General features: G+C 58.0%; 16 protein-coding genes and 1 pseudogene. 4 read left to right on the top strand and 13 right to left on the bottom strand.

Annotated elements, in window-relative coordinates:
- Window positions 1–448: 448 nt before the first annotated feature.
- From EG885_RS17965 to EG885_RS17940, 6 genes are all read right to left on the bottom strand, one after another.
- Window positions 449–1,765, bottom strand: a complete 1,317-nt coding sequence (locus tag EG885_RS17965; protein ID WP_131577295.1) for an McrC family protein — start codon at window positions 1,763–1,765, stop codon at window positions 449–451.
- Entirely contained in the window at window positions 1,765–4,233 is a 2,469-nt protein-coding gene (locus tag EG885_RS17960; protein ID WP_131577293.1) for an AAA family ATPase, read from the bottom strand. The genes EG885_RS17965 and EG885_RS17960 overlap by 1 nt, the downstream gene beginning before the upstream one ends.
- A 9-nt stretch (window positions 4,234–4,242) precedes the next feature.
- Window positions 4,243–7,545 (bottom strand): TM0106 family RecB-like putative nuclease, encoded by a 3,303-nt coding sequence (locus tag EG885_RS17955; protein WP_131577291.1) that lies wholly within the window; start codon window positions 7,543–7,545, stop codon window positions 4,243–4,245.
- 938 nt (window positions 7,546–8,483) lie between these two features.
- Complete coding sequence (locus EG885_RS17950; RefSeq protein WP_131577288.1) at window positions 8,484–8,807, bottom strand: hypothetical protein; 324 nt, start codon at window positions 8,805–8,807, stop codon at window positions 8,484–8,486.
- Window positions 8,808–8,877: 70 nt separating this feature from the next.
- Complete coding sequence (locus EG885_RS17945) at window positions 8,878–9,903, bottom strand: hypothetical protein (protein ID WP_131577285.1); 1,026 nt, start codon at window positions 9,901–9,903, stop codon at window positions 8,878–8,880.
- The gene (locus tag EG885_RS17940) at window positions 9,903–10,568 is read right to left on the bottom strand and encodes a hypothetical protein (protein WP_131577282.1); all 666 of its coding nucleotides are present in this window, start codon (window positions 10,566–10,568) and stop codon (window positions 9,903–9,905) included. Before EG885_RS17940 ends, EG885_RS17945 begins: the two co-directional genes overlap by 1 nt.
- A gap of 246 nt (window positions 10,569–10,814) precedes the next feature.
- On the opposite strand from EG885_RS17940, the gene EG885_RS17935 reads away from it, so the two are divergent.
- A complete protein-coding gene (locus tag EG885_RS17935; protein WP_131577279.1) occupies window positions 10,815–11,675 on the top strand; it encodes a hypothetical protein in 861 nt (286 codons plus the stop codon).
- Window positions 11,676–11,698: 23 nt separating this feature from the next.
- On the opposite strand, the gene EG885_RS17930 is transcribed toward EG885_RS17935, so the two are convergent.
- The 4 genes from EG885_RS17930 to EG885_RS17915 form a co-directional block, all read right to left on the bottom strand.
- Window positions 11,699–12,931 (bottom strand): MBL fold metallo-hydrolase, encoded by a 1,233-nt coding sequence (locus EG885_RS17930; protein ID WP_131577275.1) that lies wholly within the window; start codon window positions 12,929–12,931, stop codon window positions 11,699–11,701.
- Complete coding sequence (locus tag EG885_RS17925; RefSeq protein WP_131577271.1) at window positions 12,928–13,866, bottom strand: hypothetical protein; 939 nt, start codon at window positions 13,864–13,866, stop codon at window positions 12,928–12,930. Before EG885_RS17925 ends, EG885_RS17930 begins: the two co-directional genes overlap by 4 nt.
- A 9-nt stretch (window positions 13,867–13,875) precedes the next feature.
- Window positions 13,876–14,331, bottom strand: a complete 456-nt coding sequence (locus tag EG885_RS17920) for a WapI family immunity protein (protein ID WP_131577267.1) — start codon at window positions 14,329–14,331, stop codon at window positions 13,876–13,878.
- A gap of 392 nt (window positions 14,332–14,723) precedes the next feature.
- Window positions 14,724–15,368, bottom strand: a complete 645-nt coding sequence (locus EG885_RS17915; protein WP_131577264.1) for a hypothetical protein — start codon at window positions 15,366–15,368, stop codon at window positions 14,724–14,726.
- Between the two features lie 82 nt (window positions 15,369–15,450).
- Between EG885_RS17915 and EG885_RS17910 the strand changes: the two genes are divergently transcribed.
- From EG885_RS17910 to EG885_RS17900, 3 genes are all read left to right on the top strand, one after another.
- Window positions 15,451–16,470: an ADP-ribosylglycohydrolase family protein gene (locus EG885_RS17910; RefSeq protein ID WP_242679730.1), complete on the top strand. Its 1,020-nt coding sequence runs from the start codon at window positions 15,451–15,453 to the stop codon at window positions 16,468–16,470.
- A gap of 3 nt (window positions 16,471–16,473) precedes the next feature.
- Window positions 16,474–17,100, top strand: a complete 627-nt coding sequence (locus EG885_RS17905; RefSeq protein WP_207392324.1) for a uracil-DNA glycosylase — start codon at window positions 16,474–16,476, stop codon at window positions 17,098–17,100.
- 365 nt (window positions 17,101–17,465) lie between these two features.
- Window positions 17,466–18,443, top strand: coding sequence for an MrcB family domain-containing protein (locus EG885_RS17900; RefSeq protein ID WP_131577259.1), 978 nt, complete (start codon window positions 17,466–17,468; stop codon window positions 18,441–18,443).
- A gap of 635 nt (window positions 18,444–19,078) precedes the next feature.
- On the opposite strand, the gene EG885_RS17895 is transcribed toward EG885_RS17900, so the two are convergent.
- The 3 genes and pseudogenes from EG885_RS17895 to EG885_RS23595 all read right to left on the bottom strand — a co-directional run.
- Complete coding sequence (locus EG885_RS17895) at window positions 19,079–21,883, bottom strand: DUF4062 domain-containing protein (RefSeq protein WP_131577257.1); 2,805 nt, start codon at window positions 21,881–21,883, stop codon at window positions 19,079–19,081.
- Window positions 21,884–21,910: 27 nt separating this feature from the next.
- The gene (locus EG885_RS17890) at window positions 21,911–24,208 is read right to left on the bottom strand and encodes a hypothetical protein (protein WP_165571193.1); all 2,298 of its coding nucleotides are present in this window, start codon (window positions 24,206–24,208) and stop codon (window positions 21,911–21,913) included.
- Between the two features lie 130 nt (window positions 24,209–24,338).
- Window positions 24,339–24,445 (bottom strand): annotated as a pseudogene (locus EG885_RS23595) (IS5/IS1182 family transposase); the annotation flags it as partial.
- Between the last annotated feature and the right edge of the window lie 241 nt (window positions 24,446–24,686).

Raw genomic sequence — 24,686 nt, 5'->3', positions numbered from 1 at the left:
AGGCTCAGCACTTCGCCACCCAGTGGCTCGGGACTTACAACAATGATCGCCCGAACATGGGCATCGGCGGCATCACGCCCGCAATGAAACTGAAAATGGCTGCGTAAGTTCTACGACCAAATCCCGTTAAAAACGGGAGGATTACCGGAACACGGCCTCAAATCCAAACGCGCACCCGCCTCTCTAAATGTAATTTGAAATCAGTTCGTTATAATCCGAGCGCCGTTTCGATGCAGTCATCAGCTCCAGAAATATATGGGCTCTAGAGATCGGGAGCGACGTTCTTACGCATCGGATTACACACAGGGCTGCCGGCATAACCCCTGAAAACATAAAAATAATCCAACTGGAATCGGAAGTAGAGATTAGTTTTCTAAAAAATGTTGGCGGAGGGGATGGGCCTGGTGTCGAACCTTCTCCAAATTTTGAGCATCGTGAGATATTGTTTTCAAATTAGAACAGGAGACCTCTGCAGATTGGTAGGAAAGAGGTTATCCCTTAGCCGTGCCACAAGATCCTTCCCGTTGGCCACGTCCACGCTGGCGGTCTCAACTAACGTCTCCTGACCCGTTATCCGGAACTGTGCCTGAACGCCCTCATTGGTGCCGAGCCCATCGTGATGGGGATAGAGCAGTGTCAGCTTGGGCGCCTTGTAGAGATGGGCATACGCCATCATCTGGTAGACATCACCCTGAGAAACACCCAGCTTCGGATCATCAATCCGCGCGGATATCCGTTTCCATTTCGTGTCGATCACATGGACTACCTGTGAAGCCCGCCAAATTAGAATGTCTGGCTTGGTCTGGAATACGAAGCGGTTGTCATCAATAGAGTTGAGGCAGAAAAGTCGCCCGCCCTGCAGCGTAACGCGGAACTCGGTTCCGGCGAGAGCACGCGTGACCAGTCGACCGACATACTCCTCAAAAAGGGCGTTCATCTCGAATAGAAGCGCTGTGCCTTGTCCCAAGCCGCTGCTCGTGGTCTGATATCGATTGCGCAAGAACAGTTGAGCCATGCCGAGTAGGTCCTGCCACGCGCGGTTGGTCCGGTCGATGATGACCTCGCCCCATCTTAGAGCCGGCACCGGAACGTCAGAGATCTCGGCATAGACGAAGGCTAGTTCGCGAAGGCGCTGCTGGTTGGCCGCACTTCTGGACATCCTGAACAGATGCGCCACGGCTGCTTTCATGATGTGGTTGAGCGCAATGTCTTGCGACAACTCATCGAAACGACAAGCAAGGCGCCCCGGGTTCGCTGCATGGCGGGTGAATTGCCGCGGCACATCGAGGGTTCCGCGCAGGGACGAAAGATCGTCCTCATGACCGAGATAGCGACGAGGCATGCCGCGGCGGACCGCTTCGGTCAGCTTGTCACAGAATATACGGATCAAGATCTCGAGAAGCGTGTCGCGCTGCCAGTCCAGGTCAGTGATCCGGCCCATGTCGATCTTCAGATTCAGCGCCACCGCGAGCATATGGACAAGACGTTTGCGGATCGCGGCGTTCTGCCGTTCCGCCCCTTCCTTCTGCATAATGTCGATTTTCGGAAGGATCTCGAGGCTGCAACCCTGTGCAGCAATCACACCAACCACACCACGGGCACGTAGCTCGTGCCGCCGATCCTCTAGTACTCCGCCGCCACCTCGGCCGGCAAAGGATGAAGTCTTCGAGAGCGCAACCAATCGACTTGCCAGATGCGCGGGAATAGAGCCCTCACCGTCGCCATGTGGCAGCGTATCCCACTCCCGCACAGTATAGGACGGCATCAGCCCTCGAACTCCGAGAAATCGAACTGGTCTTTGACGCGCCAGCGCAGCTTCTCACCGGAGAAGTCGTCCTCCGCAATCCCCGCGGGAGCAGCAAGTCTCCTCGCCTCTAGGAACCGCGCCTGGCCTTGCCCGGTTTCACCAAGGACGACGGCAACTTTGGACCAGTCCTCGTAGAAATACTCCGCCAGCAGGGGGATTACTTTGTCACGCATCACCTCCTCGATATCGCCACGGGTTGCGCAGCCAGTAAAATAGGCGTGCCCGATCTGATGCTCGCGATCAAAGAGATACTCGATCCTGTCGTTCATCGTGGTTAGGAGCTTCTGCAGATCGATCCCATCTACATCCGCTGGGAGTACCAGCGGGTTCGGCATCAGTTCGCGGAACGTAAAGCGGCGGCGCAATGCCGTGTCCAAGAGCGCAATAGACCGGTCGGCCGTGTTCATCGTCCCGATGATGTGGAGGTTCGCCGGCACAGCGAAGGACTTCTTCGAGTAGGGCAGCACGAGGCGGATCTCGTTTGGCATACCCAACCGCTTGTCGGGTTCCAAAAGCGTAATCAGTTCACCAAAGACCTTCGAGATATTTGCTCGGTTGACCTCGTCGATGATCAAGACATGGTCCCGTGCTGACTGACTTGCGAGAGGTGTGTCCTCACCGAAAACAATTGCCTCCAGCGCGTCCCAGTCCACGAGTGATTGGTTTAGCTTGTAAACTGAATGGCGCCTGAAGCCATTTGCGTAGAAGCGGCTTCGTTCGGTCCCCGCGTCGTCGCGCCATAGCCATTCAACCTGACGACGGTGTGGATGGAATGTGGCGTCCGGATCGTAAAAGTACCCGCCGGTTACTCTTCCAAATGCCTGGAAGCGGTCGCGTCCATCTGACATCACTACATAATCCCCGACCTGCATGTCGGCTCTAAACGAAAAGGTGACTACGATATTCCCATCGTGGCCGCTCGCCTCGGCGTCCTTCTTCGCTCTCCATTCAGAGAATATTTCGTTGAAATCGTCGAAGCGCTCATCTGACCAGTCAATGTCCCCGCCCCAGCCCACATGGATCAACCCATTATCAAGGCCAAAGCGAATTCGCTCGTCTTCGACTTGCCGTCTTCCTAGCGCGACCTTGAATACCCGAGCTGAACGGTCAAGCCGTGCTGATAAGTCACTGCCCGCCCGATCGAGCCTTGCGCGCTCACTGACGCGCTTGAACACCCCGTCGTAGGGTTTGAGGCGGAAACCGGTGCTTACTTCCACTTCCTCTGGCCCCTCCCCAGCATCGTCACCAGTGCTTGGCCTGAGGCCTTCGACGAATTCTTCGTAAGACGTGGACTGGTGGAAGGTTACGAACTCGATCCGTTTCTCGCTCACCAAACGCCGATACTCGGTCATCAACGCATCACGCTTTTTGTCGCCTTTAAGCGATGCTGCAGCCTGCTCGCCAATACAAAGCCGGACCGCCTCCCATGCGGTACGGTAGGTCTTGCCCGTCCCGGGCGGTCCGTAGAGGATCAGGTTGGTCGCCGAACGCATTGGTGCTTTAGTGTCTTCTGTCACGGTGGCCGCCTCCGCTTGCGATGCGAGCTTGTAGGTGAAGATGGTCGAACTGCTGGGGTTCGGTTTTGTATGGGTTGGCGGTGGCACTTGTGCCAAATACTGAAACTTCTCTCCGCCGAGGGCTTGGCAGATGTTTGGGAATGCTTCTTGCAGCCCCATGGCTACGGCTAGATCGCCAGCCCTTATAGAGACCTCTGACGCACCTTGCTCCCGTGCAGGTTCAATGAAGTAGTTCAGCGAGCAAAGACGTATGCGGTCTGCGTCACGAACTAGGTGAGCGTAGCGTTCAGGCGGGGAAACAGGCTTGTCATCCTCGCCTACAATGATGAAGCCGGAATTGTGCAGTCGCGCGGCCGCGTCTAATTTATGCCCCCAGCCTCCGTTGAGTTCTGTTTTCTTCAAGATGAATCCGACCAGCGGCTTCGTAGGATAAACGCGGTTTGAACGCTCACGACTAGAGCGCACCCAGTAATCACGGGGATCCTTAAATCTCTCAAAAATCTCTATACTTTTTCTAGCATCACGGTGAAGATCAAAGGCATCCATAGCCCCCTCGATCTCCGATCTGGTGAAGACGACACTTGCTCCAGCTCGAACGGGGAGGCGGTCGGTAGCAGGTCGCCAATGACTGCCATTGCTGTTGCCATCGATAACCACTCCCGCTGCACGGCTCTGGCTGCTGAACACATGATCGACACTAAACCGGAAAAGCGCCGGGTTCTCGTCGTCGACCAGAACACCCTGTTCCACTAAACGATCTCGTTCGGGTCTGTCCCGTTTCTTGTCCGGGGACCCTACACGCATCGCGGTTGAACCCTGGCGAACAATAAAGCCAGAGTGAACTGGCTTGCCGAACGCTAATGCCTGCTCTTTTTTGATCTGAAGCCAGTCGCCTTCATCTTCAAGCATCGTTATCTTTCACTTCTGCATTTCCACGACGTTCAACGCACACAGCGTATTCACCAGCCGCATTTGCTCGACTGTCTCGCATTTCGCCTCGCGCAGACGCGGTGCGCCGAAGACCAGCGCCAGCCCCTTGGCGCGCGATACCGCCACGTTGATCCGGTTGAGTGAGAAAAGGAACTCCATGCCCCGCGGCGTTTCCTCTGCCGATGACGCTGTCATCGACACTAGGCAGACGGGCGCTTCCTGGCCTTGGAACTTGTCCACTGTGCCGACGCGAATGCCCTCGGGCAGCGCGTCGCGCAGGGCGTTTACCTGTGCGTTGTAGGGTGCGACCACGATGATGTCGGACTGACACATGGGACGCGTCGTGCCATCCCTCTCCGTCCATGTGCCCGTCAGAATCTCATGAGCGGCAGCATTGATGGCCGCGACTTCCTCGGGCGCGATCTGGGCATTGCTTTCATGTGGGACCGGCATCCAGAACGCACCCGCCGGGGGAAACGCGGTCCCGGCCACGGCCTGACGCGCGGTATCGGGGTGGCTGGTCAGCCGTCCCTCATAGACTTGATCGGAAATAAAGCGGCAGACGTCTGGATGCATCCGGCGCGAGACAGGCAGGAAGATGCCGCGGTCCGCTGGGACCGTCGCGTGATCGCCCAGCATCCAGTCGAGGCAGGATAGGTTCGCGGGGTCCGGGTGCGCCCCTTGTATCACCTGCGGTAGCTGGCGCGGGTCGCCGACCAGCACGATGTTCCGCGCGGCACGCCCCATGGCGACCATGTTGGCAAGCCCGACCTGTCCTGCCTCGTCGATGAAGAGCCAGTCGAAGGTCTGCTCGCAATCCGGGCGCGAGAAGAAGAATGCAGTTCCGCCGACGACATGAGCCTGCGTCAGGGCGGGGTCGTCGTTCGACGTGGCCCGCGTGATGCCGGTGAAGCCATCGGGATAACCGTCCTCTTCGCCGCTCACCTTGTGGGCCAGTTCGGCATCTTCCAGAGCGATGTCCGGATCGTCGTCTTCCAGCGCGGCGAGACAGCCCATCAGCACATTCCGGATGGCCTCGTGGCTATTTGATGCGACGCCGACCCGATGACCCTTGCGCACCAGAGACAGGATCGCACGCGCGGTGACATAGGTCTTGCCGGTGCCCGGCGGCCCTTGGATCGGCAGCACGGTGCCGTCCATCGCGGCCACGACCGCAATCGCGCCCGCGACCGGATCAGCGCCATCCAGCAGGTCAGGCTTCGCACCGGTCGTCAGGCGCGGCGCTGCGCGAGACAACAGATCGTCTACAGCCGTAAATCGGCGTGGCCCGCATTGATCTGCAATCACGTCGCGAAGCGCGGCGGCAATTACACTCGTGTTGAGCGGCCAGTCGGGGTGAAGCGTCAGGCGGTCTGCGAGCAGATGCGCCTTTGTGGCCCCGGCCTTAAGAGTAATCTCACGTGCCGTCCGATCCAGAGCAGCAATGCTGATCGTGGCGGGCGGCCCATCATGGACCGGCACCGTCGCCGATCTGCCACCCCGCAACTTCGTCTCCTGCTGCGGGAAGCGATAAGTGCGGACCATTGAGCGTTTGATGGGCTCTGCCGCGCCTACGGCTTCAAGCCCAGCGAGCGCGTCGAGATCGTCGATCAGCTCATCTTCGTCCTTCCCAACGCTGTCGAACACCGCCCATTGCGCGGGCTTCGCTTCGCGCTTGTGGAAGAGGCCAAGGTTGAACAACATTTCCTGCCGGTCGTCGGGCAGGTCGGAGGCCTCTAAGGCCGAACGCAGCGCCTGTGTGTCGGCGTCCTCCTCCGCCTCCTTCAATCCCGCATCCTGACCGAGCGATGGCCAGGGGCGGCTGGGTCGAATACTGACCAGCCAATCCCTCAGCTCCTCGGTCGAAATGCAGTCGACGCGGTTGTAGTCCTCGATCTCGTCGAGGATCTGCTGCTCGCCAGTCTCGCGCCACCGCTCATAGGCGACGACCGAGCCTCCCGCCGTCTTCACCTCGCCACCGCGCTCGCGGCCATAGAAGGCCTCCATCGATTTGATGGAGTAATTTGGCTCAGAGCCGATGAGCGACCCGCGCACGACTGCGAACAGGTCTACGAACCGGCGCTCGCGCATAAGCCGATCAAGGAAAGCCTCGCCGATTCCGTATTTCGTGGTCAGCCGTCTCAGGGCGGTGATCTCATAGGGCGCATAGTGATAGATGCGCGCGTCAGGGTAAGCCGTAAGACGCGCGCGAAAGAACTCCAGAAGCTCGGCCAGCGCATGCGCTTCGGCGCCATGGTCGTGCGCCCAGAACGCACGAAACTGGCCATCGAGCCAGACGCCATGAAGATACTCGAGACCGCCCTCGAAATGTGGGTCGCCTTCGATATCGTAGAACAGGTCGCCGGCCTGCGGCTCGGGGAGCAGGTCGAAGCCTTTGCCGGGTTCCGGTGCGCGCAATTCGAATGCGGGCATTCCAGTCTTGCGGGCGTGTTGCAGGCGGGCCTGCATCACCAGGCGGAGGCGTGTGTTTTCCGCCATGCCGCGGATCGGATGATCGAGACTGGCGAGCGCTTCCATCGTCTGGACGCCCGCAGCTTCCAGTTTCTTCACCTGTCCACGGCTAACATTAGCGACATTGAATAGGCTGTCCTCGGCCTGCCAGATATCGGCACAATGGTCGCCCCAGCGGCAGAGACCACAGTCCGCGCAGGGGATCGGACGGGTTGGCGGCGGACCGGCCACGAACCCCTCGAGCCGCGCCCGCGCCATTCGGGCATAGGCAGCGTAGTCTGATAGCCGAAGGGTGGCGCGGGTGCCGTCCCCCAATTCGACATGGGCGAATTCGGGCACCGCGCCCTGAACCTCGGTCAGCAGATCGGAATAGAGCACAAGTTGCAGGACGTGCTTCGGGTGTGGCCGACGCTTGAGCTTGGTATCGGTCACCTCGTAACTGAACGGACCGAGCGCGGACGGTCGCTTGACGCGCTCGAGGAAATCCGACCAGCCGCCCCAGTTGCCCGACAGGAATGCGCCCTGAAACATTATTTCAGGTCCAGCGGCCAGAGCTTCGCGGGTGGTCTCGGCGTCGCTGGCAAGATTGCTCCTCGCGATCTCCACCACATGTCGGCCCGCCGCAGTGAGCCGTGCCAGGTGGGCGGCCTCGTGGGCGTCACCCTGCTTCTGCAGAAGCGCAGCATCCTCGCTGTCTCCGCGTGGCTCCGGTCCGGTGCCGCGCATCCGTGCTAGGTCGAGGGTGGTGGCGTGGGCGCATCCCATGAAGCGCATGAGATCCGAGGCGGATAAGAAGATACGGCCGTCAAAGTCCCTCATCAATCCTCCGCACCAAGCAAGTAGCACAGTGGCGCGGGGTGTTTACTCCTACAAGGCATAAAGATCATTTTGCGCGCTCTACTGTTCAGGCTGACCCGCGAATGATTCCGAGCGAACCGGCCGTCAACTCGAATTCCCTCTAGACCGAGGCGGTCGGCCCGGCGTGCCCTGCCCTCCTGACCGGCGTGCATCGGAAGGATGTCGTGATCATCTACGGTAGCTTTTACTGGAGCGGCTTTATCTCGATGACGGCGGATCGCTATCCTCATCTCAATGCGGTCTCCCAGCTGCGATGAGGGCGATCGGCCATAACGGACGCGGAGTCGCCATCGCGTCAGTCATGAGAAAGTTGCTGGCGGACTGATCGTCAGGTACTGCAGCCGACGCACTGCCCTTGCCGGTCGTCCCCCGCAGCCGGTCTCATTCCAGGCCATGAGGAAGCACGCCGTCATGGCAACGGTAATATGGTCAAGTCTGCGCCACGGGCTGTGGTAGTCTCTGGCCAAAGGCTAACCACATCCGGCCGTTGGACGCGGTACGCATCACGGGCCCATGAGCACGGACGTTCTGACAGTCCTCATCATCTACCCATTTCCCGACAGCCTGAAAACCCGGCTGTCGGGAAGAACGCTTGGCAGGCAGCGCATGCTCAATGGGGCGCGTGCATTCGTTGTTTTTGCGGCTCTCGGTACCAGCAGCATGCGGATTTCCCGACAGCCGGGTTTTCCGGCTGTCGGGAAATCCGCATGTTGATCTATCTACCCAGCTGGCACCTCAAAGGTGCAACAGGAGAGTTTGTCTGAAACTGTCCTAAGTGACGTGGTACTGTCCCCTCAGGAGATCGAGCGACGGACGCACCCTCCGCTCGTCCGCTCGTATGCCCTGATCAATAAGATGTTCGGTACGTTCTTGATGCATCGCTGGGCGAAAGATCATTCCTATCCGTCATTCGTTGTTTCATGGCGGAACCAGTCCGCGTATGGCGTATTTCGCGCCATCTTCCGGTTCATGTCTGGCGCACCGTCATCCCACCAGACCGCACCACGCTCACCCAAAGCGTGCTTTGCCAGATTGACGGCGCGATGCGCGGTATCCTCGGCAGCACAATCGCCCGCGGCGCGCGCAGCTTTCACTGCCCGACGGGCATCCATAAGCTCATTGGTCAGGCGCTGCCTCTCTGCTTCGGACAGGTGCGGATTGGTGGCACGCCACAACCGACCACGAACCACGATATAGCGACCGTCAGGTGTTCGAAGCGTCATAGGGCGATCTGCCGCGATTTGCCCGTCGTCACCAGCAGGGTCAGCACTTCAGAGCGAACGCGCATCAGTTTTAGGCCCCAGGGTGTCTCGTGGAATGGGCCCGAGTTGGCAAAAACAACAGCGGCGCCTTACTCTCAGCCCTCAGTTGCCGCAAATAGTCAATGCCCCGCGTTGCTTCGGCTTTCACGGTGTTTGCGATAGATATCTGGCCAGCCAACGTCATGACGCCGCCCTTCAGGCCATCTGTCAGATGCTCGGCATGGAGCAAGGCGATCGGTCTAAGGGACGGTTCGCTGCGTGACACAAGCCGCACCAGGCTGTCGGCACTAAGCGCTTCAAGCAATGCCATCTGATCGTGCACGCAACGGCCTGCGTAATCTTCTGCTGTGGCCAGCTCATCTGCCGCAAACAGCGCCTGAATAGCAGCTTCTTGACAAAGTCGGATTGCCGCCGCGAGCGTCCACAAGCGGTCGAGCTGCTCCAACGGTATTGATGTTTGGCGGGCGACATCCGCTTCGCGCCGGAAGTGGGCATCCAGTCGGGCCGCGCTGCGAGAGAGGCTGACCTGGAGTTGCTCCGCCACGCGCTGTGGATCGAGCCGAGTGGTCAGACTGTCAACGTTCCGAATATCGGCGGCGACATCCGCCAGAATGCCTCGGATATCGTCCTCGCGCCGGTCGCCGGTTATCTGCCCAACAGCGCTTGCAATGGCCTCCAGCTGGGTCTCGATGCCTCGAAGCTTTGCCGCCATGACGGCAAAACCCGCGATCGATACTCCCAACCCCAAGCCGGACAGAGCCAGCGTCCCATATTGAAGGCCCTGCATCAGGACCATTCCCTCTTTCAACGCCGAAATGCCCTGACGCAGATGCTCGTTCTGCGCTACAGAGATCAAGCCTAGGGGTGAGAACCCGTTCATGGCTTGCGCACCAGCGCCTGCAACCTGTTCAAGAAACTGCGGCAGGGCTGCGGTTTGCTGCACATGGCCGAGAATTTGGCCGGTCGAACTATCTTTGATAATTGCACCGAATAACTGAGCGCCGCCGGAAGTTAAGGCCTCCTGTAGCGCGACGGGTATTTCATAGAGCAACGGCATCAGACGGTCTCCAGCGATGTTTGTCCCGCCCTTAGGACGATGGCTTGGGTGTCATTCAGTAGGCAGCGGGCTGACGGTGCGAGCCCGTCCCCAAAGACCACGGTCCTTGCATGTCGAGTCAATCGATCCTCGAGGTGGGAGCGGATCCGATCAGTTGCGTGACCCAGGGCTTTCGTCCCGGTCATGGAAAGTGCCGCAATCGCCGCGCCGCCCACCAGAAGGATCGGTGTGCTGACTGTGGTTGTGGTGAAGACGACGAAAGAAACCGACGCCACAGTGGCATAGGAAACGACAGCCGGCACCGCCAATACAGACGCGGCGAGCAGGCCAACCCCAGCGATTGCCGGTAGCGCGGTGGAGGCATAATCGGAAAGAGCACCATGCGGCGCGCTGGCCAAAATTTCCGCCAGCCCTTCTTCGGCTCTGGCCGCGGCGATGCGGCCCTGCTCCTCAGCCCATGGGACGATTATTTCTCCGGCAATAGGGCGAATATCGTAGTGCGCTCGGCCGACTCCCCAAAGGGACATACTCGCAACGTGGTCCTTGATCGCCAATTCCAGCCCGGGCCACGCCGCTTCAAACTGGGCAGTAATCGACTGCAGCTGCGTGTCACGCCATGACAGCAGCTTGAGCTGCGCCTCGATCGTGGAAAGGTTGGACGTCATGAGGCAAAGCCCTGTATGGTCTGGATCAGATATTTCTGTGTCTGGTTAACAGAGCAAATGAAATCGTTTATGTGGGCCGTCATTCCGCCGATCACGACACAACTGCCACGGACGCAACGGATAATCGGTCCCAGCTAGGGACGATTCCATAAAGTGTGGTTTCTCCCCTCGTCGCGCCCGGCCGTCGTAGACATATGCAGACGTTTGGCTTCACATGCAGAAAAGCCTCGAATGACGGAGCGCCGAATGCCGTGGAACGAAAAGGTTCTTGATAACCTGGAGCAGATCTACTGGTCGCCGGACAAGATTGGCCTCAAGCCGATAAAGCGGCAGCCAACCCCGGACGGTGCCGGATTTTTTGTGCCGAAGGAACGGCTGGCGGGGGGGAAGTCGCTCTACAGCAGGGGGCAGGCGTATGCCGAATGGCGCCCGGCAATCACCAAAAAGGAGGAACTCCTTAACCAGGTCTTGGAGATCGCCTTGGCGATTGCTCCCTCCTCCTTCGTTGCGAACGTGTTCTTCGCGCCGTTGGGCATCCGTCCCGCAGGCAGGATCCGCACGATCGGGCGTGAGGTCGGGGAGCGTCATTCGGAATTTGCACCGCGGCAATTCACGCAGCACGACGGGCTGTATGTCTCCGACAATGCCATCGTGATGATGGAGATGAAGCTGAAGGCGCGCACTTCCATCGAGCAATATCTCAAATACTGCACGCTGGCGGCCCTTGAAGAAATGGTCGGTGGGAAGAAAGACCATGTCGGGATGATCTATCTGGTGCCGATTGGCGCCGTCTCGCGGACGCGCAAGGATCTGTGGTTGGACGACCCTGAAGCCATGGATCAGATCTGGAACGATCCCGCGGCATACACGGACAAGTCGCCTCTGTTGCGACTTCTTGCGAACCACCCGGAGCAAATCAGAAATGTCGGTGAGCGGCTGGTGCTTCAGATCATCACCTGGGACGATTTCCTGCGGGCGATGCTGGAGACCCGTGATGACGCCGCGGCGGCAGGAAACGAAACGCTGGAAAACCTCATGCAGGGGATGATCGCTCAGATCGAGGCGACACCGGATTGTGGGCTGCGCCACGCGGATGAGTCGAAATGACGTTGGGGCATCCACCCTTCGGATCAGTCCGGCAGTAAATAGGACTCCGCGTCCGCGAGCCGGACGATCCGTTCGAAACCATCCTGTTCGATGTCCCAGTTGCTGCCATGAACAGGAAGGATCATGGCGGCATTCATAGCTTTCGCGAAAGCACGAAGGTCAGCTGAGGACGCGTGTCCGCTGGTGTGCAGATGCTTGATATGGCTGTCTGCTGACCGGAACCAATTCAGTGTCTCGCTCGGCTTCGCAAGATAGCCACTCCACATCGAAAAGCTGAACGCATCGGAAGCGGTCGGCGTCACGCCCTTGGCGCGATAGTCCTTCACCAATCCGTCGCGCACCATGACGATGTGGTTGCTGCCTTCCAGTTTTGCGGCACCGATGCCGTGCCCGACCATTCGGTCAATGAACTCCTCGCTACCGCGCTGGATGTAATGACGCCGTAGCCCGGCGGTCAGCACCACCTTCAAATTGTCAAATCCAGGCCTGGGCAGTTTTGTGCCCTCGGCGACGGTTTCCAGAACTTCGGCCGTATAAAGATCAATGGCCAGCGTCCGCCCGCTGCGCTTGGCAGCACGGTAGAGGGTCACCGTCCGGTCGATATTCTGCCCCGACCAGCAGACGAACAGGCGTCCGCGGGTCCGCTTGGCCAACTCGACGAACTGATCCTCGAGCTGGGCTTCGGTGATGGTAGGTTTCTGGGTGCCGAGGTTGGTCCCCTCAAGGATCAGCATATCCAGATCACGCGGCGGGTTCTGCATCATGCGTTGGACAAGGTCGGACTTTCGGCCGTGCAGCCGGAAATCTCCGCTGTACAGGATACGACGCCCGTCGACCTCGACTAGAAGCATGTAGGCGTCGAAGCCCGAGTGATCTGTCAGAAAAGGCGTGATCCGGAAGCCGCCGACCTGAAAGACGCCCCGGCTTCCCCAAGTGCCCAACTCCCGGTTCAAGGGCTGGCGCGCGAGCCTTGCCGTGATGGCGATCAGCTTGGCCGAGGCCACGCCCGTCATCACCGGCCAGCAGAGGGGCAACTCATTGATCAGGCCCCAGTGATCCTGATGTGGATGGCAGATCAAGACCGTCGCGTCCGCACTTCGATCCAGAGATGGGGGAAGAAGATCAGTGGCATCCTGCGGCGCGTCAAGCGGCTTGCCGGCGTCGAGGATCAGCCGCTGTCCTGCGGCTGACCGGATCTCGATGCAGGAACCGCCGATCTCGGCAGTCCCGCGATGGACGGTGACCGATACGCTCAAAGCGTATCCAGCGTCAGCGGATCGCCTTTGCCGATCACTTGGACGTGACCCGCGAGCCCCCGCAGTTTGACATCATGCCCATTGCCGATGAAGGTGCCCCGCGTGTCTTCGCGAGCGTCGATCACATAACGCACGTTCGTATCGAGGGTCAGCGGCGTGCCACAGTTGCCGCCGGTCGCGACAATGCCATTCCCCAAGGGGGGCATATTTGTTTGTCCTGCATGGATGGCAAGCTCGCGCAGTCGAACAAGTAATCTGCACGCCTCCTTGGTGCCCGCGATGAGGGCTGCGGCATTTGTCTCATCCTGCAGCCACTCGGAATAGCCACGATGTTGGTCCATCGTCTTCGGCTCTGCCAGGGACTTGGCGCGACCGTCATTGGCCATCTTCGCTTCCCATAGCACGATCCTCCAACCATCCTGATGTGGTTCCAGCGTCGCAAGATCGAGGCGGACAGCGACCGGTCTCGCCGCGTCGGGTCTGGCAAGCGTCAGGGCGACCTCAAGATCGAAGACATCCGGATTGGCGCTGATCACCTCATCAACAAAAAGCTTTTCGCGTCCGTGCCAGGCGGCTGCCGTGGCCACACGGTTCATGAGGACGGCACCCGCGGCATCGGCGGCAGGTGGCGCGGGACGCAGATAGTCCCCGCCCCCGGTCTGGTCGGTCTCGGGGCCAAGATACTTGCGATGCACTTCCTCATGAAACGACTGTTCAGTGCATTTGACTTTGGCGATCTGCTGCCCAGCCCCATAGAAGCTAAGATAGCCATCGCGCACGGCGAGGCGGAGCGAGGAAATCCTTCCCTCCGCATCCTTCTCGGATTCCGTGCCCGATGGGCGCCAAAGGCACAAAAGTTCGCGAAACCATGCGTTGGAATCGACGGTTTCTTCAGTAAGGCGGGAGTCGTTGAGACGTCGGGCAAATTTTGACATGGGAACTCTCTATAAAATCTTCTGGTCTAGTTCAGGGGCAAGGTGATCCGGAGCCGAGGGCACACAATAGGGTTGGCCGATAGGGCTCTGACTGGTCATTCGTGGAAAGATGTGAAGGATCGACTGAAGTTCGGCGATCCACCGTTCAACATCGGATCGAATTGCATCGCATTCAACACGGCAATGGTTGAGATGCGTCAGGACCAGCGCAAAGCGATCAGCGTCCACCTGCTCGATATCGACCAGCACGGTCTGCGATGAAGGATAATAGCCGACGGTCTGGATTTCTCCGTCCCGCAGCTGCCGCAGGGTCTTAAGCAGATAGGACAGCTCGTCCGATGCCGCATCGGCTCCGGACAGGGCAATGTTTTCCGACCCGACCCTTAACGAGCAGGTCGACATCAGCCAGTTTCGGTCGCACCAGTCATCGATGAAGGGATAGGCCCGCCGGTGGATCCAGATCATGAGGGGGCCGATGGTCAGATGAGGGGGCTCATCGATGACGTTGACAATCGGAGAGGGGGAAAATCTGGACAAAGGACGCACTCGACACTGCTGCTCCTTCTATATTCACTTGAGGAGGCAAATCATGAACAGATCGGATCAGTATTCCGCAGGGTGTGCTCAAAAAGCGACAACAATGGCCTGCCACTGAGCAACGGACCCGATCACCTCTGAACTATAGTGATGGCTTCGATGCGGCGGGCGCAGCCCATGCCGGACGACCAAACCAATCGACCGGAACGCCTGATATGCGACCCAGGAGGTTGGATTACCTTAGTTTTCTGAGATATTGCCTCGGTGTCCGAATGCGGCCAGAGACGACCCTACCGAACTAGCTTTTGAGGGGGCGTCTATTAGGTCCGCAACGCCTTGTCTGGGCCGCCGTCCCCCGACGCCGGACCGATGAACTTCCGTAGATTGTCCGCAGTCCAACGTTTGCCCCCGTGCGTGCGTAGGTCGACGCCATTCAGGTGGTCGGCCTTCTCTGTCCAGGAACGATCTTCACGACCGGCGAGCGCCGCAAGCAAGAGCGAACGATGATTATCTTTACCCGCACGATGGGCCTCGTCGTCAGATTGCCACGCGCGGAAGTGGAGGCTCGGATTGAACGCCTTGCCGTCGATCAGCATCGCATCCGGCGTCAACGCTTGCCTTCGCTCCACGGGCAGCGCGGCCCATAGGAAACGGTGCGGTCGCCAATTCACCTCATGGGAGAAATCGACGGTCAGGAAAATTGCATCACCGGCCGATGTCTCGACAAGGCGTTCGATCGCCATCACGGCCTCCTGGCTGGCCCTGTCCGGTGCCAGCTCCAGCAGCGCGATCTCACGGATCATCGCACCTCGCGCCACCCGCACGTGGCGGCGCGCCAGATCGCGCTGATAGTGGATCGTCAGGCTTTGGTTGGCCGCAATGTCCACATCGGCGGACAGGCTGACGAACCCAGCTCGCGGTACAGGGCGGGTCCAGTAGATCCCGACATAGGGTTGGTGCGTCATGCGGAAAATCCCGACGGAGCGACTATCGCATGCGCTCTTGTGTCATCCCTGCCGCATGATGACGAGAAGAGAGATGATGGTCATGACGATGCAGACGACCCCACGCCACGATCAGATCCTCGACTGCCTGCTAGCAGGCGCCATGGGCGACGCGCTCGGGGCGGATATCGAGTTCGCAAATCTGGCCGAAATCTGCGCCCGCTTCCCACAGGGATTTGCGGATCTGCCCATTCAACAGGGTATCCAAGGCACCTTTACTGACGACACCCAGATGACGCTGTTCACCGCCGAGGGGCTGGTGCGCGCCGCGGTTCGATCGACGCTGAAAAGGATCTGCTATCCGCCCGGCGTCATCCACCACGCGCTCCTGCGTTGGCTGGTCACGCAAGGCGAGACGCCAAGAGCCAAGGTGGATGACATTGGTCTCGTCACAGATCGGCGCCTCAATGCCCGCCGCGCACCGGGGCTTACTTGCCTCGACGCGTTGCGCCAGGCGCGCAACTTCGGCGAGCCGGCCGTGAACAGCTCGAAGGGCTGCGGCTCGATCATGCGCGTGGCGCCCATTGCCTTCGTCGCTGAGGATCGTGTGCGCGATCTGGCGATGGAGTGCTCCGCCCTGACCCACGGCCATCCGACCGGGCAGGAGGCGGCTGGAGCTTGGGCCTTGATCCTACGGTTCTTGGCGGACGGCGCTGATTTGGAGCAGGCGGCGGCAACCCATGCCCACAGCTTCGGCGCCGAGACACGCGACGCCATCCTGCGCGGTCTGCAGACGCCCGCCGATGGTCGCCCCGAGACGACCGAGCAGTTGGGTGGCGGTTGGATTGCAGAGGAGGCATTGTCGATCGCCATTCATGCCTGCCGCTGCGCGCGAGACCTGGAGCATGGGCTGGCCGTCGCCGTTACCCATTCCGGCGACAGCGATAGCACCGGTGCGATCGCGGGCAACGCGCTGGGTCTGATGTTCCCCGGCCAAGCCCGGGTACACAGATGGGCCGCGCAATTGGAGTGCCGCGACCTGATCGAACGCATGGCAGAGGATCTGTCCTTGGCAATGTCGGGCCAGATGGATGACCTTGTGACACGTTACCCGGGAGCCTGAAGCATGGAAGACAATCGCCTGCCAATCGACGCGCCGCGCAGCCTGAAAAGCATGACCGCCATCGCCACCCGGCGTGCGATGCTGAACCTTCCGCATATCGCTCCGCTGAGGGATTATGCCGCAGAGCTTCGCGCACAGGATCATGGAACCGTCCCCGAGTTCGACCCCATGGACGGCGGCACCACTGCGAGGTTGCTCTTCCTAATGGAAAAGCCCGGCCCGATGACAGACGATCTGTCGCAAACCGGAAAGACCGGCTCGGGCTTCATCTCCCGGGACAATGACGATCCCACCGCCGAGGCCATATTCAACTTCATGCAGCAAGCCGGCATTGCGCGCGAGGAAACGGTTCTGTGGAACATCATCCCGTGGTGGAATGGGTCGCGCAAGATCACGCCGACGGAGATGAAGGCAGGTCTTCAACAGCTGGACGCGCTCATGGATCTGTTGCCCGAGGTGACAACTGTCATTGCAGTTGGCCGCCGGGCTGCGCGGGCCAAAGCTGTCGTCGAGAAGCGTCGCCTCGCATTCTATTGCTCGGCGCACCCCTCGCAGATCAACCGCGCTGTGCGCCCAAAGGTTTGGGAGGCCATTCCAGGGATATGGAAAAAGGCGGCGGTCAGACGATGATGAAAGGCGAGCTACACGGCACCCGGCCCAGAGCCGACATTCGCTTGGTGACCGAGCGCTGCGGTGCAGTTTTACGAGACCCGCTATTCGTCCGACGGGCAGCATTTTCATAGGACCAAGGGTCGGCAGCGCCGACAAAGCGGACTTCGCGCCAGAGTGGCCGATGACCGCTGTTAGCCCCTAATGCAATTTTATGCCTTGAGATGAGCTAAGATCACTTGGTGGTCTCGGCTAGGCTGACACTTCTGTCAGCGAGAAATTTACCCGCTTGATCTCGTGAGTGAACTACCGAGAATAGCTTGCCGCGCCGAGCTCGAAAACCTAGAGCTCGGTTATCTCACCCGCACAGTTGACGAGGGGCTGTTATGCTCGCCGACCATTTGTCCCGCCTTGCGACCGAATACACGCATGAACGCGTTAAATCGTTCACGGGATCGCAATTCGGTAACTTTGTAAGGCACGATATCGCTGTAGAGGCCAAGAAGGTCCTGATGCTTTGGCCGTTTGAGCTGAAGGTCAAGGCGAGCGTCGGCCAAGGTGTTTGGGCATCCGTGCCCTGGCTTGCATTCTTTGACCCTTTGATTACCGAAACAGCGACAAAAGGCTTTTACGTCGTCTACCTGATCAATCCGGATGCGCAGACAATTACGCTTTCGATGAACCAAGGAACCACGGCGATCTATAACGATTTCGGACAGTCCCGCGGCCGCGAAGTGCTTAGGCGAAGGGCGCGCGACATGGCAGACCGCGTTCCTGAGTTCGCAAAGCACTTCTCTGACGGCCCGATCGATCTTGGCTGCGAGGCCGGACTACCAGCCGGGTATGAGGCTGGGCATTCCTTTGGCAAAGTCTATAGGGCTGGTGCGCTCAGGGATGATCCGCTTTCTGAGGACCTGTACCAAATGCTCCTTGCCTATGAGGCTCTGGTAAATCGTGGCGGCACGACACCAAGCGAAGTGATGCAGGAAGAGGCCGGGGGAAAGGACATCGAAGAGACCCGCCGTTACATCCTTTCCCGCCGAATCGAACGTTCACCGAAGGTGCGGAAGGATGTGCTAAGGGCTAAGCCTCCCATCTGTGAGTGCTGCGGCCTCGATCCCAAACGCGACTATGGCTTCGCTGGCCCCGTTCACGAAGCGCCGGTTGACGTGCACCACGCCACGCCGCTGCATGGTCTGGCAGAGGGCGAGACACGCCGCTATCGCATACCGGATGATTTCATGGTCTTGTGCCCCACGTGCCATCGCATGATCCACAAGTCTGGCGCACCGTCAGACCTAGCGAAATTGAAGAAGGTGCTGCGCTTCAAGATCGCGCGCGATGTAGCGTACTTCACCCAGTGAACATCACGAGCTTGCACCGTTAGGGCATCCTTCCTTGCAGCGGCAGAGGACAGAGCCTTGATCAGGCAAGGCTCTGTCCCGACTTCGGATGCGGTGCGGCATCGCCCTTATCTGGGGCGCCCGGCGATGCGAGGTTCGGCCCACAGCCGCCGGTCGACCTCGAGATATGCTGCATTACCGGCGCCCCGGAAGCTGCCGTCCGTCTAACGCGCAGCGAAAAACTGCATTAATGTCTCGGAATGGGAAAAGCGGTCATTCCATTTGTGCTGTTGGGGGGTGCAAAAAAATGACAGCCACACGTATTCGATAACCAGCCCTTAGCGTATTCCTGTTCGGGTAACTCAAATCGCGAAAGGTGGTGCGAAGCCGATTGCCGAACCCGGTGTTGCTGGCAACTTCTTGCATGCCTTGTTCGTAGCAATACATGGACTATATCCTCGATAGTCTGACTTATCGTCCGAATCCCTAATGGGTCAGTTCTAGGCGGCAATCAGCAGGGCCTGCCCTCAAACCAATGGCAGGCAAGCCCTCATTATTGCGGCCCTGACGGCGTTCGTCGTGGCGCTTCCATGACGAGTTTGACCATAGGGCATCCTTCAATACCCTTGAAAGGATCACAGCATCAAACCGTGGGATCAAACACCTAAAGCAAAGCTGATGTCGCTAAAGCTATCAATCACCGTATTATGCGGGCTGCTCCATCCTTCCTCGGTGGGCAGGGCCGCTTGGAATATGCGGTTAAGCTTCAATGCGGTTTCATGCGAGGCGGCAAATTTGGCAATCAGCATATCTTTTTCGCGGTGGCGTTGTGCTTGGCCAAAAAGTGTCAGCCAATCTGCGCAAATCGCAGCCATGGGAAGGGCGCGGCTTCTATGGGCTGATAAGGTCAGGTCCAGCACCCGCTCTAACACCATCACCATGCGGCCATCGTGATTGTCGGGCCAAGCCATATGATTTGGATCAAACCCTTGCTGGAGTAGAAAGAGATCGCGACTTGAAAATTCGATATTTTCAACCGCGGTGTTGATTTTTAAGGCGGCGCTACAAAGGGCGATGGCCTTTTTATCGCTTTCGTCGTCTCGGGTGGCAGATTGAAAATGCAGTTCTGCCAGATCTAGCAAGGCCGTCGTGCAATGCAGGCTGAGCGGATACGTCGCAAAAAGCCGATCAACCGCAGTCTTTGTAAAAGCCGGAAATTTGGCGCTGTCTTTTCGGGCAGAGAGGCGCAGCCTATCGAAGTGATGGGCAAAGTTATCAGCGCTGACCGTTGGCTCTGGTGTGTAGAGGGTAAAATATTCGTGGATCGAATGGATTAGATCATCCTCTTGCGTAGTGTCAGCGTCTTTTTTCACCTTATGCACAAGTCTTAAGTAGCGCTGATCCAATGCCAGCTGCGCTTGTGCCGCCAAGGGGCTGTTTACGAGGGCGGAGTTATGCAGATGTTGGTCTACCCCGATCGCAAAGCAACAGCTAGCGGCGGGGTGATGACTTGCCAAAGATTCAATCGCGGCCAAAAGATCTCTGATATGGGAAAGTCCAGAAACCGGATCTTTTATTGCGCGTGCGCGTTCGATCTGCGCGCGAATGAATTCGGTATCTTCCGCAATCAAATTGCGTCGCAGATGCACCGGGATGTCAGCTAATACGCCCGGCGTGAGCGAAAGCTTTCGCTGAATAGATTTATCGTTCGTGAAAAAGGCGGCAAATGCCGCAATTTCAATACGACGCGGCGTGCGCGGGAAGGAAAGCAACGTTTCAATGAGGATTTCACGGACGGCATTTAAATCTCCAGGCTTTGCCCAAATACTGCTGTCGGTTAACCGCAGGCCATTGGCATTCATCTCTATGGCCGAAATCGCATCGCCGAGCATGGTGATGGCGATTTGAAGTTCTTGCACTTTAAGCTTAATGCCGCGCCGTACTGCAAGCTTAGAAATGGCTGCTTCTACTTCTGCAATCCTCAGATATCCCTCTGCTGCAAGCAACACATCAAGCAGCAATCCATATGTGGGCCGAATGCTGTGCAACTCTGAAAGGTTATTGAGAATACCTTTGATCTGACGCATGGCTAATTTCTGGCGCGTGGTGACCTCGGTAATGGTTCGAATATGCGCGGCCAACCAGTAATCTTGCGACCAGATCTTTTGATCATAGGGGTTTAATTCCCCCCATGACATAATATAATCCGCAATGCTAATTGCCCCGCCAAGGCTGCGCGCAATAGGGTTATCGCTCAGCGCATGTACCATCTCATCGATCAGCGCCCGATCTTTACCCGTCTTAATCGCTGATTCCAAAATAATTTCATCGGTGATTTCTGGGAGGATATCAAACAGGGTGATGGAACTACATGCGGTGGGAAAGCTGTCTACTCCTGCCTCATCAACAAAGATATAGGTCTCAATAGCAGAGGTTGCGACAAGGCAGGTGGCCTGTTCGATCATCTCTTTGCCATTGGGATGACACAGAAAGATGTGAACGCGTTGTTGGCGCATCTCCATAAAGGAGAAGAGATCGCGCAAACTATAGCGCAATTTTAGGCTGCTATCGGCAATTTCGGGAGCGAAAGGCTTGCCTAGGTGTTGATTCAGAAAGTAAAAAAGCCTCTTGAGCATCCATTCGATTGACTGATCGTCGTGCCAATGATGATTATGAAAAAAGAAAAGCTGCTTTTCATCCAGCTCCGCCGATAGATGGTCAAGAAAATTCTGGGCATATAATTCCGGGTCATCTGGATGCTTGCAGGCATAAAGCAGAAACTCTACATTATAGCGGTCTCTTGCAGGGCGCTTGACCATTTCTTTCATCAGCAGAGGCCACGCCTCTTTAAAGCGGCCGTTACGCAATATCGCCAGCTTTTCGCGCAATACAGTCAAGCGCTTCTCTTGCATCTCTTTGGCCCCGACATAGGGGTCGGAGTGCTGATCAAGCGGGTGATGCAGGTCTAAAATCTTTAGCAACATCATCTTCGCAGTGTTAATAAATTCGGTTATGTCTGAATAAGGTGCACATGTAGCTGCGGGCAATTCTTCAATCATTGCTTGCAAATCGGGATCGGCACTTTGAGCAGCTTTTGCCTTAGGCGTGTTACGCACCATGAAAATGCAGTCGCGTTCGCTCTGTAACCCCGCCCGAATTTCATGATGCGTTGCAGAAAGTTCTGCATTTTGGCTATGGGGGAGGATCGATCCATATCTATCGCCAATAATACCTAAGAAAATCGGCGCGGTCCGTTCAATTTGCGAAAGGCAATGCGAGATCGTGAGGTTTTCAGCCGCCAATGTTTCATCAATGCCCCAGCGCAGATCAATAAAAGTGCAATCGACGCCACGTTTTTCACATTCATCTTTGATCACAGGATGTATGAACTTAAGCAGCGCGTTGCGTTCGCTCTCCATTCCGCGAAAAACAGAACTCACATAAACATCAAATCTTTTCATATTTCTATCGCCTGGTCATTCAAAGGGTCATTGTAAACGATGCTCTAGGCTTTCACGCTTTCGCGTGCGGAGCCAAAGGTCGCGCGCTTGATTGGTATGTGCGCCGCCATTAAGATCAAAGATCATTTCATCGGCAAGCGACATGATGTGGCATTGAAGCTGGGCCACCAATTGCACATATGTTGCGCTATCCTGGGCCAGTTCTGCATTTGAACACCCCAGCGGCTGAAAGCTATAAACCGAAAGCGCATGCCCGGTTGGATGTACTGTGGCTGCGGTTAAAGCGGTGCTAGCCCCAAGGTCCGCCTGCGTGGCACAACCATCGACCACGCTTAGCCCGGCTACATTAAAGCAAATTATATGCGCGGGGCGTGCGACTATCGCCTGCCACGCATCTGCCAAGGCCCGCGCGGCATCGCGATCATATCCGGGTGCGTTCGGCGTTAAAATCTCAAGACTATAGTCGCGCGCCTGAGGCTTATGGGCGAGATAAGCTCGAAGAATATGCGCGATATCTGTCTTTGTGGCGCTATGCGATTTAAGACTACCCGTCAGCCCAATGCGCAGGCTTTTGCGCCATGCACTTGCGGCCGTCGCGGCGCTATAGGCGTTGGATGCAAGCTTCAGCGTCAATTCTACGTTGTTACGGTCTTTATCCTGCTCATGGTGCGACAGGGCGTCAAAAGGCACAAGACTCGGATGTAGGCGCTTTTCATTATCGCGCAGCCGTGTGTTTTCGGCGTTCAGTGGTGCGGTGCGAAAGCCCTCTAGCCGGCGTTCGGTGTTCCAGCGTTCATGCTCTAACTCGGCCAAGATGCGCAAATCTTTGGGGCTGCCCAGCAGGTGGTTGCCCACCTCTGGATGCAAGATGAGCTGGGTGGGGCGCGCCTGAAGCGGAGGCACACATCCTGCGGCATAAAGCGTTTCAAATGCGAACATAGCTGCGCGGTAATTGGGCCTGCGTTGCGCGGCAGAAAGGTTTTCCCACACCTGCGCGGGGTCATTTTGCGCGCTCCGGTCGTTGTTGCGCCAGCTGTCATGCAGGGCTTTGGCGCGGGCCTCATACAGGGTTTCTAGCGCCAGATCATGGGCTTGCCCCCCCGTGCCGCCAAAGCGGATGATCGCATCATGGCTGTGCCAATCGGCGGGCGGGGCGATGGTGTCGCTGTTGCGCATGCGCATGAAAATCGGCGCGCGCAGCCGTTGGTAATGTTGCTGAAATTGACGCAAGCGCATGGCAATCGCGCTGGATGCGGCATCGGTTCCGGTAGAAATGACAATCGCGGTAAAGCCTAGGGCCTCTTCGGCGGCGATCAGGGCATCATCATGCTCGCTATGGCCAAGATGCAAGGCATCGGCCTCCAGAAAAGTGATTTTCGGCCCCGTCTCGCTGAAATCGGGGCTTAACAGATCGGGGCGTTCGCTCAGCATGCGGCGCTTGGCGACAGCGGCGTTGCGATCTAAAATCGTCAGATGCAGGCGGCCCAAACTCGGGTGATTGGTGCGCAAGGCCAGCTCTTCGGACAAGGCAAGATTGTTGCTGCCCATGCCGATCAGCAAAACATGCACAGCCCGCTGCCCGCGCAAAATCGCCTGCCTGCTGGGGGCCATGACACTGACCAAGGTTCGCGCCAAACATTCAGATTCTGACACGATCTCGGCCTGTCGCAGATCGGGAAACAACAGATCTGGTGCGCGGGCCAGTGATTTATCCTCTAGCCGCAGCATGATGCTGGGGCGGGCCGAATCTGCGCGTTGCCTGAGCCAGATATGGGCGTGGTTCAGGTTTTGCATCGGCTCGCTTGCCCCAAACAACACCTGACCAGGTTTGCCGACAGCATGTAGCTTGGGCAATTCCTCATGCGCGGTAATGGCGATTTTCACCACCCGCGGCCAAGTTGCATCTTCGGGCAAGGTGGCTAGGTTTTCGGCCGTGTCAAAGATGGTGACTTTGCCTCCCCGCACGTGCTGGCGCAGCATATAGCGCGAGGCCCCGACCATCACCGCATGGTTGCGGCGAAAGCCTGCCAGAAACCGCGCGAGCTTTGCCCCAAACAGCACCGCCAAAACTGCAAAAATGGCATAGAATGTGGTCAAAAAGCCAAGAAAACGCGTGGCCTTGATCCAGCTATTGGCTTGGGGGTCGCGCATATAGCTGCCGTCGCCCGTAAAGGCTAACAGCGTATTATAGGCCACATCGCCCCAATCGGTGTAAAGCCGCGCGCCGTTGGGGCCGGGGTGCAGCGACCAGCCGATCACCCCCGTCACAACCGTGCAAGATACCAGCGTAATCGGCAGCCAAATGGCCAAACGTTTGCAAAACATAAGATCTCGCATCAAAGGGGGAAAACTAGCGACTCGTCGAAGGTTAGGCCGTAACTTACTGACTTTCCACTATTTTCAGTCATATTTCGTAGCAGTTTGGCCACGCCTTAGGGTCCAGCCCCATTGAGTTTCATTGCCAGAAGAGGACGTTGCCGCGAGCATGATCGCAGAGAAGAAGGTTTTTGGGTATCGATCATATCGTGTGGCAACACGCCGCCAGTCCATGAGGCGCCGGAACTGTGTCAGCTCTCCGCCCGTAATGGGACGCGAGCGTGGTAGTCGCCGCGCCGGGCGCGGATGACCACTTTTTCAGTCTTGCTGCGTCGGCGATGCTGCAGGGCATCGGTCTGTTTTCCGCCGAGGCTGTGTAAAAACTCTGATTTATGCTATGCTTACCCATGATTTGGAGGCTTTGCATGGCAGGTTTCATCGAAGGTGTCAGCCGGGATCAGACGACGCTTTTCCCAGAGCGGTTGGA

It is taken from the genome of Paracoccus nototheniae, from assembly GCF_004335005.1.
In the GTDB taxonomy this organism is placed as follows: Bacteria; Pseudomonadota; Alphaproteobacteria; order Rhodobacterales; family Rhodobacteraceae; genus Paracoccus; species Paracoccus nototheniae.
This window is presented reverse-complemented; position numbering and strand designations above follow the sequence as displayed.

Coding starts and splice junctions, on each gene's coding strand:
- EG885_RS17965 (WP_131577295.1), bottom strand. CDS start 1,765: ATGCCGTCCTATACTGTGCGGGAGTGGGATACGCTGCCACATGGCGAC.
- EG885_RS17960 (WP_131577293.1), bottom strand. CDS start 4,233: ATGCTTGAAGATGAAGGCGACTGGCTTCAGATCAAAAAAGAGCAGGCA.
- EG885_RS17955 (WP_131577291.1), bottom strand. CDS start 7,545: ATGAGGGACTTTGACGGCCGTATCTTCTTATCCGCCTCGGATCTCATG.
- EG885_RS17950 (WP_131577288.1), bottom strand. CDS start 8,807: ATGACGCTTCGAACACCTGACGGTCGCTATATCGTGGTTCGTGGTCGG.
- EG885_RS17945 (WP_131577285.1), bottom strand. CDS start 9,903: ATGCCGTTGCTCTATGAAATACCCGTCGCGCTACAGGAGGCCTTAACT.
- EG885_RS17940 (WP_131577282.1), bottom strand. CDS start 10,568: ATGACGTCCAACCTTTCCACGATCGAGGCGCAGCTCAAGCTGCTGTCA.
- EG885_RS17935 (WP_131577279.1), top strand. CDS start 10,815: ATGCCGTGGAACGAAAAGGTTCTTGATAACCTGGAGCAGATCTACTGG.
- EG885_RS17925 (WP_131577271.1), bottom strand. CDS start 13,866: ATGTCAAAATTTGCCCGACGTCTCAACGACTCCCGCCTTACTGAAGAA.
- EG885_RS17920 (WP_131577267.1), bottom strand. CDS start 14,331: ATGATCTGGATCCACCGGCGGGCCTATCCCTTCATCGATGACTGGTGC.
- EG885_RS17915 (WP_131577264.1), bottom strand. CDS start 15,368: ATGACGCACCAACCCTATGTCGGGATCTACTGGACCCGCCCTGTACCG.
- EG885_RS17910 (WP_242679730.1), top strand. CDS start 15,451: ATGACGATGCAGACGACCCCACGCCACGATCAGATCCTCGACTGCCTG.
- EG885_RS17905 (WP_207392324.1), top strand. CDS start 16,474: ATGGAAGACAATCGCCTGCCAATCGACGCGCCGCGCAGCCTGAAAAGC.
- EG885_RS17900 (WP_131577259.1), top strand. CDS start 17,466: ATGCTCGCCGACCATTTGTCCCGCCTTGCGACCGAATACACGCATGAA.
- EG885_RS17895 (WP_131577257.1), bottom strand. CDS start 21,883: ATGAAAAGATTTGATGTTTATGTGAGTTCTGTTTTTCGCGGAATGGAG.
- EG885_RS17890 (WP_165571193.1), bottom strand. CDS start 24,208: ATGTTTTGCAAACGTTTGGCCATTTGGCTGCCGATTACGCTGGTATCT.